Source organism: Motiliproteus sp. SC1-56, assembly GCF_017309075.1.
GTDB lineage: Bacteria > Pseudomonadota > Gammaproteobacteria > Pseudomonadales > Balneatricaceae > Motiliproteus.
Map to the genome: position 1 here is coordinate 50,557 of NZ_JAEMGS010000016.1, position 17,463 is coordinate 68,019.

Annotated in this window: 20 protein-coding genes; 17 read left to right on the forward strand and 3 right to left on the reverse strand. The window is 62.9% G+C overall.

The window, feature by feature from the left end:
- The first annotated feature begins 13 nt into the window (after positions 1 to 13).
- The 3 genes from JGZ97_RS15700 to JGZ97_RS15710 are packed head-to-tail and all read left to right on the forward strand — an operon-like array spanning position 14 to position 1,361.
- Positions 14 to 643 (forward strand): CoA pyrophosphatase, encoded by a 630-nt coding sequence (locus tag JGZ97_RS15700; protein WP_242521825.1) that lies wholly within the window; start codon positions 14 to 16, stop codon positions 641 to 643.
- 11 nt (positions 644 to 654) lie between these two features.
- A complete protein-coding gene (locus JGZ97_RS15705; RefSeq protein WP_207063644.1) occupies positions 655 to 1,179 on the forward strand; it encodes a gamma carbonic anhydrase family protein in 525 nt (174 codons plus the stop codon).
- The gene (locus tag JGZ97_RS15710) at positions 1,176 to 1,361 is read left to right on the forward strand and encodes a DUF1289 domain-containing protein (RefSeq protein WP_207063645.1); all 186 of its coding nucleotides are present in this window, start codon (positions 1,176 to 1,178) and stop codon (positions 1,359 to 1,361) included. The genes JGZ97_RS15705 and JGZ97_RS15710 overlap by 4 nt, the downstream gene beginning before the upstream one ends.
- 1 nt (position 1,362) lies before the next feature.
- Here JGZ97_RS15710 and JGZ97_RS15715 read toward each other — a convergent pair whose 3' ends face one another.
- Together JGZ97_RS15715 and JGZ97_RS15720 are read right to left on the reverse strand one after the other, a co-directional pair.
- Positions 1,363 to 2,628 carry an HlyC/CorC family transporter gene (locus tag JGZ97_RS15715; RefSeq protein ID WP_207063646.1) on the reverse strand — a complete coding sequence of 422 codons (1,266 nt, stop codon included), beginning with the start codon at positions 2,626 to 2,628 and terminating at the stop codon, positions 1,363 to 1,365.
- A gap of 82 nt (positions 2,629 to 2,710) precedes the next feature.
- Positions 2,711 to 3,511, reverse strand: coding sequence for an inner membrane protein YpjD (locus JGZ97_RS15720; protein WP_207063647.1), 801 nt, complete (start codon positions 3,509 to 3,511; stop codon positions 2,711 to 2,713).
- 212 nt (positions 3,512 to 3,723) lie between these two features.
- On the opposite strand from JGZ97_RS15720, the gene ffh reads away from it, so the two are divergent.
- The 7 genes from ffh (at position 3,724) to JGZ97_RS15755 (ending at position 9,124) form a co-directional block, all read left to right on the forward strand.
- The gene (gene ffh, locus JGZ97_RS15725) at positions 3,724 to 5,145 is read left to right on the forward strand and encodes a signal recognition particle protein (protein ID WP_207063648.1); all 1,422 of its coding nucleotides are present in this window, start codon (positions 3,724 to 3,726) and stop codon (positions 5,143 to 5,145) included.
- 220 nt (positions 5,146 to 5,365) lie between these two features.
- Positions 5,366 to 5,617, forward strand: a complete 252-nt coding sequence (gene rpsP / locus JGZ97_RS15730) for a 30S ribosomal protein S16 (RefSeq protein ID WP_207063649.1) — start codon at positions 5,366 to 5,368, stop codon at positions 5,615 to 5,617.
- Between the two features lie 30 nt (positions 5,618 to 5,647).
- On the forward strand, positions 5,648 to 6,193 hold the full coding sequence (gene rimM, locus JGZ97_RS15735) for a ribosome maturation factor RimM (protein WP_207063650.1): 546 nt from the start codon (positions 5,648 to 5,650) through the stop codon (positions 6,191 to 6,193).
- A gap of 4 nt (positions 6,194 to 6,197) precedes the next feature.
- Entirely contained in the window at positions 6,198 to 6,944 is a 747-nt protein-coding gene (trmD, locus tag JGZ97_RS15740) for a tRNA (guanosine(37)-N1)-methyltransferase TrmD (protein WP_207063651.1), read from the forward strand.
- A 25-nt stretch (positions 6,945 to 6,969) separates the two neighbouring features.
- Positions 6,970 to 7,332, forward strand: coding sequence for a 50S ribosomal protein L19 (gene rplS / locus JGZ97_RS15745; RefSeq protein ID WP_207063652.1), 363 nt, complete (start codon positions 6,970 to 6,972; stop codon positions 7,330 to 7,332).
- 76 nt (positions 7,333 to 7,408) lie between these two features.
- A complete protein-coding gene (gene xerD, locus JGZ97_RS15750) occupies positions 7,409 to 8,326 on the forward strand; it encodes a site-specific tyrosine recombinase XerD (RefSeq protein ID WP_207063653.1) in 918 nt (305 codons plus the stop codon).
- Positions 8,327 to 8,389: 63 nt separating this feature from the next.
- Positions 8,390 to 9,124, forward strand: a complete 735-nt coding sequence (locus JGZ97_RS15755) for a thioredoxin fold domain-containing protein (protein ID WP_242521826.1) — start codon at positions 8,390 to 8,392, stop codon at positions 9,122 to 9,124.
- 77 nt (positions 9,125 to 9,201) lie between these two features.
- On the opposite strand, the gene JGZ97_RS15760 is transcribed toward JGZ97_RS15755, so the two are convergent.
- Positions 9,202 to 9,528, reverse strand: a complete 327-nt coding sequence (locus tag JGZ97_RS15760; RefSeq protein ID WP_207063654.1) for a PilZ domain-containing protein — start codon at positions 9,526 to 9,528, stop codon at positions 9,202 to 9,204.
- 110 nt (positions 9,529 to 9,638) lie between these two features.
- Between JGZ97_RS15760 and JGZ97_RS15765 the strand changes: the two genes are divergently transcribed.
- The 7 genes from JGZ97_RS15765 to recJ all read left to right on the forward strand — a co-directional run bounded on the left by JGZ97_RS15765 (position 9,639) and on the right by recJ (position 17,461).
- Complete coding sequence (locus tag JGZ97_RS15765) at positions 9,639 to 10,274, forward strand: trimeric intracellular cation channel family protein (protein WP_207063655.1); 636 nt, start codon at positions 9,639 to 9,641, stop codon at positions 10,272 to 10,274.
- 126 nt (positions 10,275 to 10,400) lie between these two features.
- Positions 10,401 to 11,534: a histidine decarboxylase gene (locus JGZ97_RS15770; protein ID WP_207063656.1), complete on the forward strand. Its 1,134-nt coding sequence runs from the start codon at positions 10,401 to 10,403 to the stop codon at positions 11,532 to 11,534.
- Positions 11,527 to 11,922 (forward strand): ACT domain-containing protein, encoded by a 396-nt coding sequence (locus tag JGZ97_RS15775; RefSeq protein ID WP_207063657.1) that lies wholly within the window; start codon positions 11,527 to 11,529, stop codon positions 11,920 to 11,922. Before JGZ97_RS15770 ends, JGZ97_RS15775 begins: the two co-directional genes overlap by 8 nt.
- Before the next feature lie 245 nt (positions 11,923 to 12,167).
- Positions 12,168 to 13,478 carry a homoserine dehydrogenase gene (locus JGZ97_RS15780; RefSeq protein WP_207063658.1) on the forward strand — a complete coding sequence of 437 codons (1,311 nt, stop codon included), beginning with the start codon at positions 12,168 to 12,170 and terminating at the stop codon, positions 13,476 to 13,478.
- A 10-nt stretch (positions 13,479 to 13,488) separates the two neighbouring features.
- Entirely contained in the window at positions 13,489 to 14,895 is a 1,407-nt protein-coding gene (gene thrC, locus JGZ97_RS15785; protein ID WP_207063659.1) for a threonine synthase, read from the forward strand.
- Between the two features lie 36 nt (positions 14,896 to 14,931).
- Positions 14,932 to 15,738, forward strand: a complete 807-nt coding sequence (locus tag JGZ97_RS15790) for a YdcF family protein (RefSeq protein WP_207063660.1) — start codon at positions 14,932 to 14,934, stop codon at positions 15,736 to 15,738.
- Positions 15,731 to 17,461 (forward strand): single-stranded-DNA-specific exonuclease RecJ, encoded by a 1,731-nt coding sequence (gene recJ / locus JGZ97_RS15795; protein ID WP_207063661.1) that lies wholly within the window; start codon positions 15,731 to 15,733, stop codon positions 17,459 to 17,461. Before JGZ97_RS15790 ends, recJ begins: the two co-directional genes overlap by 8 nt.
- The last annotated feature ends 2 nt before the right edge of the window (positions 17,462 to 17,463 follow it).

Genomic DNA, 17,463 nt, shown 5'->3' on the forward strand with positions numbered 1-17,463 from the left:
TTATACGCACGCCATGGTGTTTACCCCCGATACCGATTTGCTGGCCCTGCTGCAGCAGGGAATTGCTGATCTGCGTCCGCGCAGGCTCGGCGGCGACCGGCCGGAAGCCAGCGTGCTGGTGGCCCTGACCGACAACTGCCGCGATCCGCAGGTGGTGCTGACCCTCCGGGCTCACAACCTGACGGCTCACGGCGGCGAAGTCGCTTTTCCCGGCGGCAAGCGCGATCCCGGGGATGCCTCCCTGCAGGATACCGCCCTGCGGGAAACCCAGGAGGAGCTGGGGATTGCGCCGGCGCAGGTGCGCGTGTTGGCGCCCCTGGGGCAGGTGGTCTCCAAGAACGGGTTGCTGGTGGCGCCCTTTCTCGGGCTGGTTCCGGAAAACAGCCGCTTTTGCCCCAACCCAGGAGAGATCGCACGGGTGTTTAGGGTGCCGCTGCGGTTTTTCCTGGAGGACTGCCGCGAGCGCACCGACTTCCTGACGTTCGCCCGCCAAAGCCTCTACGTACCCGCCTATCGCTACGAGGGGCACCTGATCTGGGGGTTGACGGCCTATGTGCTGGTGGAATTGCTTAATCTGGGTTTAGGCGCGAAGATACCGCTGCGGCCCCGGCCCGAGGTCCGCGCCCTGGAAGCCGACACTTAAGGACCCTGTGAATGATTTACCATGTGGACAACCGCAGTGTGCAGTTTAAAAGCTGCCGTCACTTTATCGCCGACAATGCCACCGTGATCGGCTCCGTCGAGCTGGAGGAGAACGTCAGCATCTGGTTCAACGCCGTCGTGCGGGCGGACAATGACCTGATTCGCATCGGCGATCACACCAATATTCAGGATGCGGCGGTGCTCCACACCGATCCCGGTTGGCCGCTGCACATCGGCGCCTACGTCACCGTCGGTCACAAGGCCATGCTGCACGGCTGCACGGTGGGCGACAACAGCCTGATCGGCATCAATGCCGTGGTGCTCAACGGTGCGCGCATCGGCCGCAACTGCCTGATCGGCGCCAACACGCTGATTCCAGAGGGAATGGAGGTGCCGGACGGCTCTCTGGTGGTGGGCTCCCCGGGGAAGGTGCGGCGCAGCCTCAGCGACGAGGAGGTGGCGGGCATCAAGGCCAACGCCGAGCACTATGTGGCGAACCTCAACCGTTATCGGCGTACCCTGGTGCAACTGGGATGAGCGGGGAAGAGGCAGCACGGGTGCCCTCGCCCTGCACTGGCGTCTGTCGCCTCAATCGGCAGGACTGTTGTATCGGCTGCGGGCGTACGGGGCTGGAGATTGCCGAGTGGGGCGTGATGAACAATGCAGAGAAACAGGCTGTGCTGGTGCGTATTAAGCGGGAAGAAACCGCTTCGCGCTGAATCAGGTGCTGACACCCTGATCGCTGACGCGGGCCATCTTGATCAGGTTGTCCTGGATCTGGATGGTTTCGATGCGATAGCCGTCGATATTCAGGCAGACATTGCGCTCGGGAATAAACTCCAGGGTCTCCGTAATCAGGCCGTTAAGGGTCTTGGGGCCGTCTATCGGCAGCTGCCAGCTCATGGCCTTGTTGATATCGCGGATGGTAGCTGAGCCGTCGATGAAATAGGTGCCGTCGTCCTGGGGGTGAATGTCCTGGTTCTCGGCCCGGCGGTCCTCGGAGAGTTCTCCGACAATCTCTTCCAGAATATCTTCCAGGGTGCAGATGCCCTGGATATCTCCGTACTCATCCACCACCAGCCCGATGCGTCGCCCGGCTTTCTGGAAGTTGAGCAGCTGGGTCTGCAGAGGCGTGCTTTCGGGGATGAAGTAGGGTTCGCGCGTCTCCTGCAGCAGGGCGGCCTTGCTGGGCTCGTTGCTTTTCAGAACTTTGGTCATGCGCCTGAGGTGCAGGATGCCTACTACCTGGTTGATATCACCCTTGTACACCGGCAGGCGGGTATGGTCGCTGTCGGTGATGGTGGCCAGGATATCCTCCAGCTCGTCCTCAAGGTCGATGCCCACCACCTCGTTGCGGGGCACCATGATGTCCTGGACGGTCACCTCTTCCAGCTCGAGGACGGCTAGCAGCATGGACTGGTTGCGTTGTGGCAGCAACGCGCCTGCTTCGTTGACCACGGTGCGCAGCTCCTCGGTGCTGAGGTGGTGCTGGTCGCTGGGATCCATCTTTACCCCCACCAGGCGCAGCAGGCCGTTGGTAATGCCGTTTACCAGCCAGACCGCCGGGTAGAGGATCACCAGCAGGGGTTTAAGGAGTACGGCGGCGGGAAAGGCCACCCGCTCGGGGTGAATCGCCGCCAGGGTCTTGGGCGTCACCTCGGCGAAGATGAGGATCACCAGGGTCAGCCCCACGGTGGCAATGGCGATGCCGGCATCCCCCCACAGCCTGACCGCCAGCACCGTGGCGATGGAGGCGGCGAGGATATTGACCAGGTTGTTGCCGATCAGGATGACGCCGATCAGTCGGTCGGGTCGCTTGAGCAGGTTGTGGGCACGGATTGCCCCCCGGTGGTTCTTCTTCACCAGATGGCGCAGCCGGTAACGGTTCAGGGACATCATTCCCGTTTCCGAGCTGGAGAAAAATGCCGAACAGAAAATCAGGGTGGCGAGAATCCCCAAAAGCACGCTGATGGATGCATCGTCCAAGACGGGGGTGACCTTCTATTTTATTCGGGAGGGTGATTGTGGTTCCCAAGCCTCGCTACTGTCAAGCGGGCCCGGGCGCGGCTCAGGTTGTTTGGAACACCAGTTCCAGCATGAATTTGCTGCCGAAGAAGGCGAGCATCAGCATCACGAAGCCTCCGAGCGTCCAGCGCACCGCGGCGATGCCACGCCATCCGCGCTGGTGGCGCCCGTACAGGACGATGGCATAGATCACCCAGGCCGTCAGCGAGAGTACGGTCTTATGCACCAGGTGCTGGGCGAAGAGATCTTCGATCACCAGGGCGCCGGTCACCAAGGAGAGGCTGAGCAGGGCCATCGCGGTCCAGAGCATCTCGAACAGTAGTCGCTCCATCACCTGCAGCGGCGGCAGGGCGCGAACGATACCGCGGGTATGGTGGTGCTTCAGCTGCCGGTCCTGGGCGGCCAGCAGCAGGGCCTGAAAAGCGGCGATGGCGAATATGCTGTAGGCGAGAATGGAACTGAGCACATGCAGCACCATGCCGCCGCTGAGCGGCTTGGGGGAGGCCGTCTGGGGGGCCAGCACGGCCAGCAGCACGGTGACGGCGGCGAGGGGAAAGACTGCGACGAAAAGGTTGCTCAGGGGTTTTTTCAGGCTGCTTATCAGTACCAGACCGGCGACCAGCCAGGCCACCAGGGACGCAATGGGGAAAAAACCGAGTTGAATGCCTCCGCCGGGGTGAAGCACGTAGTAGACCGCCAGCGTATGGAAAAGCACTGCGGCGGCCCCGGCTCCGAGCACCAGCGTGCGCCGTTCGCCGCCCTTGCCAGTGAGGGAAACGGCCTGGGCGGCGCCGCCGATCAGGTACAGAAGGGCGCTTATAAAACTCAGTGGAATCAAACTCATGTTCAAAGGATATCGGGCAGTTGGCGACGCTGTAAGTGTGTCACAAAACGCTGGATGAATGAAATCGATGACAACCGGTGTCGGGCCTGCGGTTCGGCGTAGAGCCCTGTCCCGCCTTGGGGTATAATCGGCGGTTTCGTTTTTTGATCGCGGGAGCTTCCCGCACGCGGCCGGCGCCGGGGAGAGGCCGGTCCAGAGCACAGAGGCACGCTATGTTTGACAATCTGACGGATCGCCTGACGCATGCGCTCAAGTCCGTAACCGGCCAGGCGAAACTGACCGAAGAGAACATCAAGGGGACCCTGCGCGAGGTGCGCATGGCGTTGCTGGAGGCCGATGTCGCGCTGCCAGTCGTCAAGGAGTTCATTAACGGCGTCAAGAACCGCGCGGTGGGTCAGGAAGTAAGCAAGAGCCTCACTCCCGGGCAGGTGTTCGTCAAGATCGTCCGCGACGAGCTGATCCGTGTGATGGGCGCGGCCAACGAAGAGCTGAACCTCGCCGCTCAACCGCCGGCCGTGGTGATGATGGCGGGCCTTCAGGGCGCCGGTAAAACCACTTCGGTGGCCAAGCTGTCGCGCTGGCTTAAAGAACGCAAGAAGAAGTCGGTGCTGGTGGTTTCCGCCGACGTTTACCGGCCGGCGGCGATCAAACAGTTGGAGACCCTGGCCGGCGAGGTCGGGGTGGAATTCTTCCCCTCCAGCAGCGACCAGGATCCGGTGGATATCGCCACCGCGGCGGTGCAGCACGCCCGCATCAAACACATCGACGTGGTGATCGTGGATACCGCCGGCCGCCTGCATGTCGACAGCGACATGATGGCCGAGATCAAGCGTCTGCATGGTGCGATCAAACCGGTGGAGACGCTGTTTACCGTCGACTCCATGACCGGCCAGGATGCCGCCAATACCGCCAAGGCCTTCAACGATGAGTTGCCCTTGACCGGGGTGGTGCTGACCAAGACCGACGGTGACGCCCGCGGCGGTGCGGCCCTGTCGGTGCGGCATATCACCGGTAAACCGATCAAGTTCCTCGGTGTCGGCGAGAAAACCGACGCCCTGGAGCCCTTCTTCCCCGATCGGGTGGCCGGACGCATCCTCGGTATGGGAGATGTGCTCTCGCTGATCGAGGAGGTGGAGCACAAGGTCGACAAGCAAAAGGCGGAAAAGCTGGCCACCAAGCTCAAGAAGGGCAAGGGCTTTGATCTTGAAGACTTTCGTGATCAGTTGCAGCAGATGACCAAGATGGGCGGTATGGCGGCGATGATGTCCAAGTTGCCGGGCATGGGCAAAATGGCCGAGGCCGCCGAGAGCGCCGGTGCCGAGAAGGGGCTCAAGCAGATGGAGTCGATTATCTGCTCGATGACGCCCCAGGAACGGCGCTTTCCCGATGTCATCAACGGCTCGCGTAAAAAGCGTATCGCCGCCGGCTCCGGTACCCAGATCCAGGATGTCAATCGCCTGCTCAAGCAGCACAAGCAGATGCAGAAGATGATGAAAAAGATCGGCGGTAAGGGCGGCATGACCAAGATGATGCGTAACATGAAAGGCATGCTTCCGCCCGGTATGGGCGGCACCATGGGGGGCATGCCGGGGGGAATGCCCGGAGGCCTGCCCCCCGGGTTTCGCAAGCGCTGAACCTGGCGGCAGCGTGATTCTGGCTAAAAAATAGCCCGGCAGGCTTCCCCGGGGCGTGGATTTGCCGTAAAATCTGCGCCCTTCGTGTATTTGTACCCGGCGTCCGCCGGGTGCGCAGTGAGGGCTCCGTTTCGCGTATCGGCTAGGGCCGATGAGCGTGTCTCGGGGCAAAGCAAACCGTGGGCGATGTCAAAACCCACTCAGTAAAGGGATCGAGCGAATGGTAGTTATTCGTTTAGCACGTGGAGGCTCTAAGAAGCGTCCTTTTTATCACATCACAGTAGCGGATCAGCGCAATGCTCGCGACGGTCGCTTTATTGAGCGCGTCGGGTTCTTCAACCCGGTAGCCCGCGGTCAGGAAGAGCGCCTGCGCGTGGATCTGGAGCGTGTGGCCTACTGGCAGGGCAAAGGCGCCCAGGCCAGCGGTCGCGTCGCCGCGCTGCTCAAGGATGCCGCCAAGGCAGCCGAGTAAGCCGAGATAGACGGTAATCAACCTTTAGTGATGGCAGCTGAGTCGTGTGGTGCCGCTTTCGAGCGGCTGGTAACCCTGGGCAAGGTGACCTCGGTGTACGGGGTGCGCGGGTGGGTGAAAATCTACTCCCATACCGAGCCGATGGACAATATCCTCAGCTATTCACCCTGGCAAATTAAGCTGGAAGGCCGCTGGCAGGCGGTCGAGGTGGAGCAGGGTAAGCGTCACGGCAAGGGGCTGGTTGCCAAACTGGCTGGCAGCGAGGACCGCGAGCAGGCCCGCCGCTACTGCGGTGCGGAGATCGCGGTGGAGCGAAGCCGGTTGCCTGGACTGGCACCGGGGGAGTTCTACTGGCACCAGCTGGAAAAACTGAATGTTGTGACCGAGTCCGGCGAAAAGCTGGGCCGGGTGGACCATCTGATACCCACGGGCTCAAACGACGTCTTGGTCGTTAAGGGCAATGCCGAGAGTGTCGACCGGCGGGAGCGTTTGATTCCCTATCTGCCGGAGCAGGTGGTTAAAGAGATAAACCTCGAAACAGGTACCATTCGGGTCGACTGGGACCCGGAGTTTTAGGTTCGTGTGGATCGGTGTTGTTACGCTGTTTCCCGAGATGTTCCGGGCGATTACCGATTACGGTGTCACCGGGCGGGCTGTTAGCCGCGGCCTGATCGATCTCGAGTATTGGAATCCGCGGGACTTCACTCACGACCGGCACCGTACGGTCGACGACCGGCCCTACGGGGGCGGCCCGGGAATGCTGATGAAGGTGCAGCCCCTCAGGGATGCCATTCAGGCAGGCAGGGCCGAGGCGGGCGCCGCGGCGAAGGTGATCTACCTTTCGCCCCAGGGCCGTCGCCTCGATCAGGCCGGGGTTCGGGAGCTGGCGGCACGGGAGCGACTGGTGCTGGTGGCGGGGCGCTACGAAGGTATTGACGAGCGCCTGCTGGAGAGCGAGATCGACGAGGAGTGGTCCCTGGGGGACTTCGTGGTGAGCGGCGGCGAGCTGCCAGCCATGACTCTGATCGACGCGGTGTCGCGACTGGTGCCCGGGGTGCTGGGGCATGAGGATTCGGCCAGTGAAGACTCCTTTGAGGAGGGGTTGCTGGACTGTCCTCACTACACCCGCCCCGAGGTGGTCAACGAACGAGCGGTACCTGAAGTGTTGCTGAGCGGCAACCACGAGGCGATACGCACCTGGCGGCTGAAACAGCAGCTGGGGCGCACCTGGCAACGGCGACCGGATTTATTGGACGGTCGAGAACTGAACGACGAGCAACGGCGGTTGCTGGAAGAGTTTATCCGCGAAACCGAGCAAGCGAGTTAAGCGGTTGATAGTTTAGGAGCGAGTGATGAGCAGCAAAAATTTGATTATTCAGCAGCTTGATGCTGAACAGATGGAAAAGCAGGTGCCTGAATTCGGACCGGGCGACACTGTCGTGGTCCAGGTGAAGGTGGTTGAAGGCAGCCGCGAGCGTCTGCAGGCGTTTGAAGGTGTGGTGATCGGTAAGCGTAACCGCGGCCTTAACTCCGCCTTTACCGTACGCAAGATCTCCCACGGCGTGGGCGTTGAGCGTACCTTCCAGACCTTCAGCAAGGCCGTAGACAGCATCGCTGTCAAGCGTCGTGGTGACGTGCGCCAGGCCAAGCTGTACTACCTGCGCGAGCTGTCCGGGAAGTCCGCCCGGATCAAGGAAAAGCTGGCCAAGAAGTAAGCCGCTTTTATGTTCGCACTCTCAAGGGCAGCTTCGGCTGCCCTTTCTGTTGGTACCTCGGGTGGGCTGAGGAATCATGCCTAGCCGGTCTGCTGGGGTGGAGTACCCCGGGCGGGCCGTGATCGAGGCCTATCTGCAGGAGCTCTGGCTCGAGAAGGGGTTGAGCTCCAACAGCCAAGCTGCCTACCGCCGCGACCTGAAGACTTTCGCTGCCTGGCTGGCGCCCCGGGGGCGCGACCTGCTCGCTGCGGAGCGGGGCGATCTGCTGGCGTATCTCAATTACCGGCTGCGCCAGCGCTTGAGCGCCGCGTCCACGGCGCGCATGCTCTCGTGCCTGCGGGGGTTCTACCGCTTTCAGCTGCGCGAGGAGCGGATCGAGGTGGATCCGACGCTGCAGGTCGACAGCCCCAAGCAGGGCCGGCCACTGCCCAAGGTGCTGACCGAAGAGGAGGTGGAGCGGCTGCTTGAGGCACCGGATCCCCAGGACCCCATCGGATTTCGGGACCGGGTGATGCTGGAGCTGCTCTACGCCTGTGGGCTGCGGGTCAGCGAGCTGGTGGGGTTGCAGTTGCCGGAGCTGAACCTGCGCCAGGGGCTGGTGCGGGTGACGGGAAAGGGGGGCAAGGAGCGCTTGGTGCCCCTGGGTGAGGAGGCCCATGGCTGGTTGATGCACTACCTGCGCCAGGGGCGTGCGTTGCTGCTGGGTGACCCGGCTAGCGAAGTGCTTTTTCCCAGTCAACGGGGGGCGCAGATGACCCGGCAGACCTTTTGGTATCGGATTAAGCATTACGCCCAACTGGCCGGGATCACGAAACCGCTCTCACCCCATACCCTGCGCCATGCCTTTGCCACCCATCTGCTCAACCATGGCGCTGACCTGCGCGTGGTGCAGTTGCTGTTGGGGCACAGTGATCTTTCCACTACTCAGATCTATACCCATATTGCCCAGCAGCGACTACAATCGCTGCATCAGGCGCATCACCCCCGTGGTTGATGCTGAACTCGAGGGCGCCGACGCACTCTAACCCGCAACGCCCTGTCCCAGTTTGAGGTTTTCATGCGCATTCGATCTCTAGTTGTCTCTTCACTTTTGGCCCTCTCCGCTACGCTGGGTGCTGCCCAGGCGGCAGACCCAGCCGAGCAGATTCGCGAGCGGCTTACCGCCGTCAATGACCGCATCGAGGTGGTTGCCGTCAAGGCGTCGGCCCTACCGGGGATTTACGAGGTTGAGCTGGGCAGTGGGGAGGTGCTCTACAGCAGCGAGAGCGGGAATCACTTTATCCTAGGCAAGCTGTTCGAGGTTCGTGACAGCGGCTTTGTAAACCTGACCGAACAGCGCCAAAAGGCGATGCGGGCTGAGGCGCTGGCGGCGCTTGAGAAAGAGGACATGATCATCTTCTCGCCCGAGGGCGAGGCGGTGGCAACCCTTTACGCCTTTACCGACGTCGACTGCGGTTACTGCCGTAAGCTGCATAACGAGATGGCCGAATACAATGCCCGCGGCATCGAAATCCGCTACCTGGCGTTCCCCCGGGCCGGTGTCGATTCCGGTGCCTATGACAAGATGGTGTCGGTCTGGTGCGCCGAGGACCCGCAGCAGGCCATGACCCTGGCCAAGCAGGGTCAGGTGCCGCCGCAGGCGGAGTGCGAAAATCCCGTTGCCGAGCAGTACCAGATGGGCGTTGCTTTCGGCGTGACCGGCACGCCGGCACTGGTGTTTGAAGACGGCTCGCTGATGCCCGGTTACGTGCCGGCCGAGCGTCTGGCGGCGTTTCTCGCCAGTAACCAGTAACTCGCCTCGCGCTTGTTGAAGGCCCCGCCCAGGCGGGGCTTTTTCGTTGCGCCTCCTTGAAAGGGGAGGGCGGTGTTTTACTCGGCGGCGAGGCGCTCGATCAGTTGCAGGTAGTGGGTGGGTGGATGGGCGTAGCAGATACCCAGATTGCAGGTTGAGAGGCGGTGGGGGCGGCTGTGGAGGACGCTGGCCCAGAGGGTGTAAAGCTCGCCTTTGGAGGCGCTGGGCGGATTCAGCTCCACCATGAGGCGCGCCCCCGAAGGGAGGTCGTAGTCGACCCGAATGCAGGCCCCGTTACAGGACAGGTCGTAGGTGGTGCCGTTCAGTTGGCGTCCATCCGGCAGCTCGGCCATGACCGGCAGCTCCTTCAGATACCGCGGATGCTGACGGCGATTGGAGGCCATGCAGGCTTTCCTCTTGACACCAAAAACGCTGGCCCGAACGGGCCATAGCATTAAGTGTAGGCCCGTTTCGGGCCGAATGACATAATTCGCTTTTTGTTTGTGGAGATGTAATGGCGGTTTTCGATCTCGACGGGCTCGTGTATGGCCTGGGTATGGGCGGTATTGCGGTTTTTGCGATCTCCGGGGCGCTCGAGGCGGCCCGTAAGGAGATGGATATTCTCGGTTTTATTCTGATCGGCTCGGTGACCGGGCTGGGCGGGGGTACCCTGCGCGACCTCCTGTTGGGGCTGGCACCGGTATACTGGGTGCGTGACCCGCTCAACGTCGGCATCTGCCTGGGAGCGGCGGTCGCCACCTACTTCGTGGTGCCGCTGATCAACTCGCGGATTAGGGCGTTGATCTGGATGGATGCGCTGGGGCTTTCGCTGTTTTGCGTTACCGGCACCCAGATCGCCCTGAGTCAGGGCGTGGCACCGCTGATCGCTGTCTGCATGGGGGTGATGACCGCGACTTTCGGCGGAATCATCCGCGATGTACTCTGTGGCGTTTCCCTCGTGCTCCAGGGGCGTGAGCTATATGTAACGGCAGCGGTCGCCGGCGCCTCGGCCTACCTCGGGCTTTATCTGGCTCCCGTGCCCGAGGCGCTGGCACTGCTGGGTGGATTTGCGGTGGCTTTTGGGCTGCGCGGTGCGGCCATTCTGTTCGGATTGATGCTGCCCAGTTATCAGGCGCGGGATCGCGGCTGATGTCGCGGTGCATATATTGATCGATCGATCAAAATGTTTAACATAGGGAGGGTGCTTTCTTTACTCCCACAGGGCTTTTGCCCCAGGACGGTTGCTTTGAACTCGACGCCACGATCCTCCCTATCCATGCCGGGCCTGCCGGAAGCCGATCGCCTCCGCCTGGAGGCCTTTCTTGAGCAGGCCCGCGAGAACACCAACACTTACCTGGGTTATCCGGCTGCCAAGACCCTCGATTACGGGCTCCTGAAAAGCTGCCTGGATTTGCCGCTGAACAATGTGGGGGACCCGTTCAGCAGCGGTACCTGGAAGGTGGACAGCCATGAGTTCGAGCGAGAGGTGCTGGCTTTTTTTGCCGACCTGTTGCGGGCACCAAGCGATGACTGGTGGGGCTATGTCACCAATGGCGGCACCGAGGGCAACCTCTACGGTCTCTACCTGGCCCGCGAGCTCTATCCCAAGGGCATGGTCTATTTTTCTCAGGATACTCACTACAGTGTGAGCAAGAACGTTCATTTTCTGGGCATGCGTCATATCATGATCCGCTCCCAGGAGAATGGCGAAATCGACTACGAGGACCTGGAAGCGACCCTGCGCATCCACCGGGATGTCCCGCCCATCATCTTTGCCAATATCGGCACGACCATGACCGAGGCGCGGGACGATATTCGGCGCATTCGCGAAATGATGGACCGGATGGCGATCCCCAATTATTACATCCACTCCGATGCGGCCATGACCGGGGTCATCGCGCCCTTCCTCGAGTCTCCACCGCCCTACAACTTTGCCGATGGCGCCGACAGCGTCTCCATCAGCGGCCACAAGTTTCTCGGCTCGCCCATCCCTTGCGGTATCGTGATGGCGCGCAAGCGGCACGTGGACCGTATCGCCCGCTCGATTGCCTACATCGGTAACCTGGATACCACGGTGACCGGCTCGCGCAATGGCCTGACCCCCCTGATCCTCTGGCAACTGATTCGCAGCCTCGGCCGGGAGGGGCTGCAGCGGCGGGTCGAGGAGGCATTGCAACTGACGGCCTACGCCGAGCAGCGTTTGAGCGCGGCCGGAGTGGCGGTATGGCGCAATCCCGAAGCGATCACCCTGGTGTTCCCGTCCCCGAGTCAGGCGCTGATCGACAAGTGGCAGCTGGCCTCCGCGCAAGGAATATCCCACCTGATCATGGTCCCGGGCGTCACTCGGGCGCTCCTGGACCGGTTTATCGACGAATTGGTTAGCTCACAGGAGAGTGCTCAGCATGCATAGACAGATGACGGTGGTCAGCCAGGACCGGCCGGGGCTGCTGGTCGAAGTGACCAGCCTGCTGGCCGAAGCCGGCATCGATATCCGTGACCTCGACTCACAGGAAGTGGGTGGGCAGCAGTTTCTGAAGCTGATCTGCTCGGACTACGACCGGGGCTTGGCGGTGCTGACCGCGGTGGGGTTCCAGGTGATTGCGCAGGAAACCGTGCTGATTCGTCTTGAGGACCGTCCCGGTGCGCTGGCCCAGGTTGCCCGGCAGCTGGCCGAAGAGTCGGTCGCGGTGCGGGGTATCTCGCTGATTCAGCAGAGCGAGGGGGTCGGGCTGGTGGCGATCAGCAGTGACAACGACCGCCGGGTGCGGGAAATTTTCGCCGATGCGCTGATCAACTAGCGAACCCTTAGCACCCAGGCTGAAGGCACCGGCGCCGATCAGACCCGCTCCGGCATTTACGCTTGGACCCAACCGGCTTCGGTTTGCTTCGGCACCGCCGAAAGTCGCGTGGGCGCAGCCGCTATTAGCGGGCCGCGCTGCTGCACCGTGCCAGGCTTTTTTGCTACAATGGCCGCCTTTTTCGACACAGTATGCTGTTCGCGACAAGCGCAGCGGCGGCGTACGCTCAGCAAAGGGCAGTAGCAATGGGTCTTAAACCGGTTAAGGTGGGCATCTGCGGTCTGGGCACCGTGGGTAGCGGTACTTTCAACGTTCTCAAGCGCAACCAGGAGGAGATCTCCCGCCGGGCTGGGCGCATTATTCGGGTCGAGCAGGTGGGCGCGCGGCGCCCCAACCCGAACTGCGATACCCAGGGGGTGCAGATCTCCCAGGATATCTTCGAGGTGGCCCGCAACCCCGAGATCGACATCATTGTCGAACTGATCGGTGGCTACGACACTGCCCGCGAACTGGTGCTGACTGCCATCGAGCACGGCAAGCACGTGGTCACCGCCAACAAGGCCCTGATCGCCGAGCACGGCAACGAGATTTTTGAAGCCGCCCAGCGCAAGAACGTGATGGTGGCTTTCGAAGCCTCCGTGGCCGGCGGCATCCCCATCGTCAAGGCGATCCGTGAAGGGCTCGCCGCCAACAGCATCAACTGGCTGGCCGGCATCATCAACGGCACCGGCAACTTCATCCTCACCGAAATGCGCGACAAGGGGCGGACCTTCGAGGACGTATTGGCCGAAGCGCAACTGCTGGGCTACGCCGAGGCCGACCCCACCTTCGATGTAGAGGGTATCGACGCCGCCCACAAGCTGACCATCCTTGCTTCGCTCGCCTACGGGGTCCCGCTGCAGTTCAAGAAGGCCTACACCGAGGGCATCAGCCGGATCACCACCGAGGACGTGAACTACGCCGAGGAGCTGGGGTACCGGATCAAGCACCTGGGTATCAGCCGGCGCACCGAGGCGGGTATCGAGCTGCGGGTCCACCCGACCCTGATTCCGGAGAAGCGCCTGATCGCCAACGTCGATGGGGTGATGAACGCCATCCTGGTGGACGCCGACGCCGTGGGGCCGACCCTGTATTACGGCGCGGGCGCCGGCAGCGAGCCCACCGCCTCGGCGGTGATTGCGGATCTCGTGGACGTGGTGCGTACCATGACCGCCGACCGTGACAACCGGGTGCCGCACCTGGCCTTCCACCCCTCCAGCCTCTCCGATCTGCCGATGCTGCCCATGGAGGAGGTGACCACCGCCTACTACCTGCGCATGCTGGCGGTGGATCATCCCGGCGTGCTGGCCGAGGTGACCCGCATCCTGGCCGACGAGGGCATCAGCATCGACGCCATCATCCAGAAGGGCACCCGCGAGCAGCAGGTGCCGATCATTATCCTCACCCACCAGGTGCAGGAGAAACGTATGAATGCGGCCATCGCCGCCATCGAGGGGCTGCCGGAGATCGCCGGAGAGGTGACCCGGATTCGCGTGGAACAGCTGGACGCCAACTAGGAAGTTAACGATGAAATATATCAGTACCCGCGGCCAGGCCCCGGCCCTCAATTTCGAAGACGTGCTGCTGGCCGGGCTGGCCAGCGACGGCGGACTCTACGTCCCCGAAACGTTGCCGCAGTTTTCAAAAGAGGAGATCGCCTCCTGGGCGGGGCTCTCCTACGCCGATCTGGCCAAGAAAATCATCGCCCCCTTCGTGGCCGATACCATTCCTCAGGCCGACCTGGACGCCATCATCGACGAGACCTACGGGGTCAGCGGCGGTGACCGCGTTTTTGCCCACGATGCGGTGGCGCCCCTGAAGCAGCTGGAGCCCAACCTCTGGCTGCTGGAGCTGTTCCAGGGCCCGACCCTAGCGTTCAAGGATTTCGCCCTGCAGCTGCTGGGGCGCCTGCTCGATTACGTGCTGGACAAGCGCCAGGAGCGGGTGGTCATCATGGGCGCGACTTCCGGCGACACCGGCTCGGCGGCCATTGAGGGCTGCAAGCGCTGCCACAACGTGGACATCTTCATCCTGCACCCCCATAACCGGGTCTCGGACGTGCAGCGCAAGCAGATGACCACCATCATCGGTGACAACATTCACAACCTGGCGGTCGAGGGCAACTTCGACGACTGTCAGCAGATGGTTAAGCAGAGCTTTGCCGACCAGGGCTTTCTTAACGGGCGCCGGCTGGTGGCGGTCAACTCCATCAACTGGGCGCGGATCATGGCCCAGATCGTTTACTACTTCCACGCGGCCATCTCCCTGGGCGGCCCGCACCGGGAGGTGAGCTTCTCGGTGCCGACCGGCAACTTCGGCGATATTTTCGCCGGTTACCTGGCCCGCCAGATGGGGCTGCCGGTGAAGCAGCTGGTGGTGGCCACCAACGTCAACGACATTCTGCACCGCTGCATCAGCGCCAACGACTACTCCAAGCAGGAACTGGTGCACACGCTGTCGCCGAGCATGGACATCATGGTCTCCAGTAACTTCGAGCGCCTGCTGTTCGATCTCTACGACCGTGATGGCGATGCCACCGCGGCCTTGATGGCGCAGCTCGGCAGCGATGACGCCGCGCTTGAACCCGCCCGCCTGGCCAAGGCGCGGGAGTTGTTTGACAGCTACCGTCTCGATGACGAGGGTTGCGTGCAGGTCATCGCCGGCATGTTCGAGCGGACCGAAGAGCTGCTGGACCCCCACACCGCCATCGGGGTAAAAGCGGCGCAGGTCTGCCGTCGCGACGCCAGTACCCCCATGGTGGCCCTGGCCACGGCTCACCCGGTCAAGTTCCCGGAGCCGGTGGTCAAGGCCGGCTGCGAGTCACCGCAGCTGCCGCACCACCTGCAGGACCTGTTCGAGCGTGAAGAGCGCTTCGCGGTGTTGCCCAAGGACCTGGCCAAGGTGCAGGCCTATATCGCCGAGCGCCTGAGCTGATCGATCGCAGCCGCCCGTGGGCGGCTGCCGACGTTCATGGATACTCTCTTCTTTTTCTTATCCAAGCTGTTCTGGAGCCTGGCACGCCCGGACCACCTGCTGCTGCTCTGCCTTACCCTGGGGCTCTGGCGCAGCCGGGCGCCGCTGGGGGGCGGTGTTCAGCGCCGCGGGCGGGGGCTGCTGGTGGGCGGGGTTGCCGTGCTCTGGTTGCTGGCCGTGATGCCCTTGGGCCAGCTGCTGCTCTATCCCCTTGAAACCCGCTTTTCGAAGCCACTATTGGATGAGCCCCCCGCGGGCGTCATCGTGCTCGGGGGGGCAGAGCGGGCGGCGGCCAGCCAACGCTGGGGCTCGCTGCAAGTCAACCAGCATGGTGAGCGCATCCTGGCCCTGTTGGCGTTGAAAGAGGCCTACCCACAGCTGCCTTTTATCTACACCAGCGGCAGCGGCGACCCCCGTGAGCCCGGCGCCCGCGGTGCCGACGCCGTGGAACGCTACCTCGACAAAATCCGGCGGACAGAGGGGGTGACTTTCGAGCGAGAGTCCCGAAATACCTATGAAAACGCCCGCTTCAGCCGCCCCCTGGCGGATACCCAGGGTCACTGGTTGCTGGTGACCTCCGCCTTCCATATGCCCCGGGCAGTGGGGAGCTTCCGGCAGCAGGGGTGGCAGGTGATTCCCTACCCCGTTGGTTACCTTTCGACGCCGCTGAACGAGTTGAGCTGGCACTTTGACCTGAGCGGTAACCTAGAAGATCTGCTCAGCGGCCTGCACGAATGGCTGGGGCTGTTTGCCTACCGGCTGAGCGGAAAAACGCCAACCCTGTTTCCCAAGCCCTATGAATAAACGTATCGTCCGCCGCCCCGCCGGGGATTCCGGTGCCCTTTCCGGTACCGACCTGCCCCCGTTGCTACAACGCATCTACAGCAGCCGAGGCATCCGCCGTCCCGAAGAGCTGGACCGCTCGTTAAAAGTTTTGCACCCCTACCATTGCCTGCAAGACATCGATCGGGCCGTCGAGGAGATCGGCGCCAGCGTGGTTGGTGGCGAGCGCATCCTGGTGGTGGGGGATTTCGACTGCGACGGGGCTACCAGTAGCGCGCTCGCGGTGCTGGCCCTGCGCGCCATGGGGGCTGCCTGGGTGGATTTTCTGGTCCCTAACCGCTTCGAGTACGGCTACGGTCTGAGCCGGGAAATCGTCGCCGTGGCCGCACAGCAGCACCCCCATTTGCTGATTACCGTCGACAACGGCATCTCCAGTATTGACGGCGTCGCGGCTGCCCGGGAGGCCGGCATGCGGGTGGTGGTCACCGACCACCACTTACCCGGGGAAGAGCTGCCCGCGGCCCAGGCGTTGGTTAATCCCAACCGCGCCGATTGCAACTTTCCCAGCAAGCACACCTGCGGTGTGGGGGTGATCTTCTACGTCATGAGCGCCCTGCGGCGCTGGCTGGAGGCGCGGGGCTGGTTCGCCGACCAGGGCATACCCATGCCCAACATGGCCGACTTCCTGGACCTGGTGGCCTTGGGAACGGTGGCGGACGTGGTGGCGCTGGACCAGAACAACCGCGCCCTGGTCGAGCAGGGGCTGCGCCGAATCCGGGCCCGTCGTGCCCGCCCAGGCCTGCTGGCCTTGCTGGAAGTGGCCGGGCGCAACCCGGCCCAACTGGTGGCCGCGGACCTGGGCTTTGCGGTGGGGCCCCGGCTCAACGCCGCCGGGCGGCTCGAAGACATGGCCATCGGTATCCGTTGCCTCTTGACCGACGATCCGGACGAAGCGCGACGGGCCGCCACCGAACTTGACGCCCTGAACCGGCAGCGCCGCGAGATCGAGCAGGACATGCAGCAGCAGGCGCTGGCGGCGCTGGAAGCGATGTCCCTGGATGACCAAGGCGAACTGCCTTACGGCGTTTGCCTGTTTGACGAGAGCTGGCACGAGGGGGTGATCGGCATTCTCGCCTCGCGGATCAAGGAGCGGCTCCATCGGCCGGTAATCGCCTTTGCCGATGCCGGCAGGGGGCAGATCAAGGGCTCTGCCCGCTCCATCCCCGGGCTGCATATTCGCGACGCCCTGGATGCCGTCGCCGCGCGCCACCCGGAGGTGCTTAGCAAGTTCGGCGGTCACGCCATGGCCGCTGGGATGACCCTGCACCGGGATCAGCTGGAAACCTTTCGCCAGGCCTTTGATGCCGAAGCGCGACGCCACCTCGATGCGGCTGCATTGGAGGCCCGGCTGGAATCCGACGGGGAGCTGAAGCGCGAGGAGCTGACCCTGGAAATGGCCGTGCTCTTGCGCAACGCCGGCCCCTGGGGACAGCAGTTTCCGGAGCCCCGCTTTGACGGTTGCTTTGAGCTGCTGCAACAGCGCATCGTGGGCCAGCGCCACCTCAAGCTGGTGGTGCAGCTGCCGGGAACCGGTTTCTGCCTCGATGCCATCGCCTTCAACGTGGACTTGGACGTCTGGCCCAGCAGCGCCGACCGGGCCAGGCTGGCCTACCGTCTGGATATCAATCAGTTCCGGGGTAAAACCAGTCTGCAACTGGTGGTGGATCACCTCGAACCCCTGTAGCG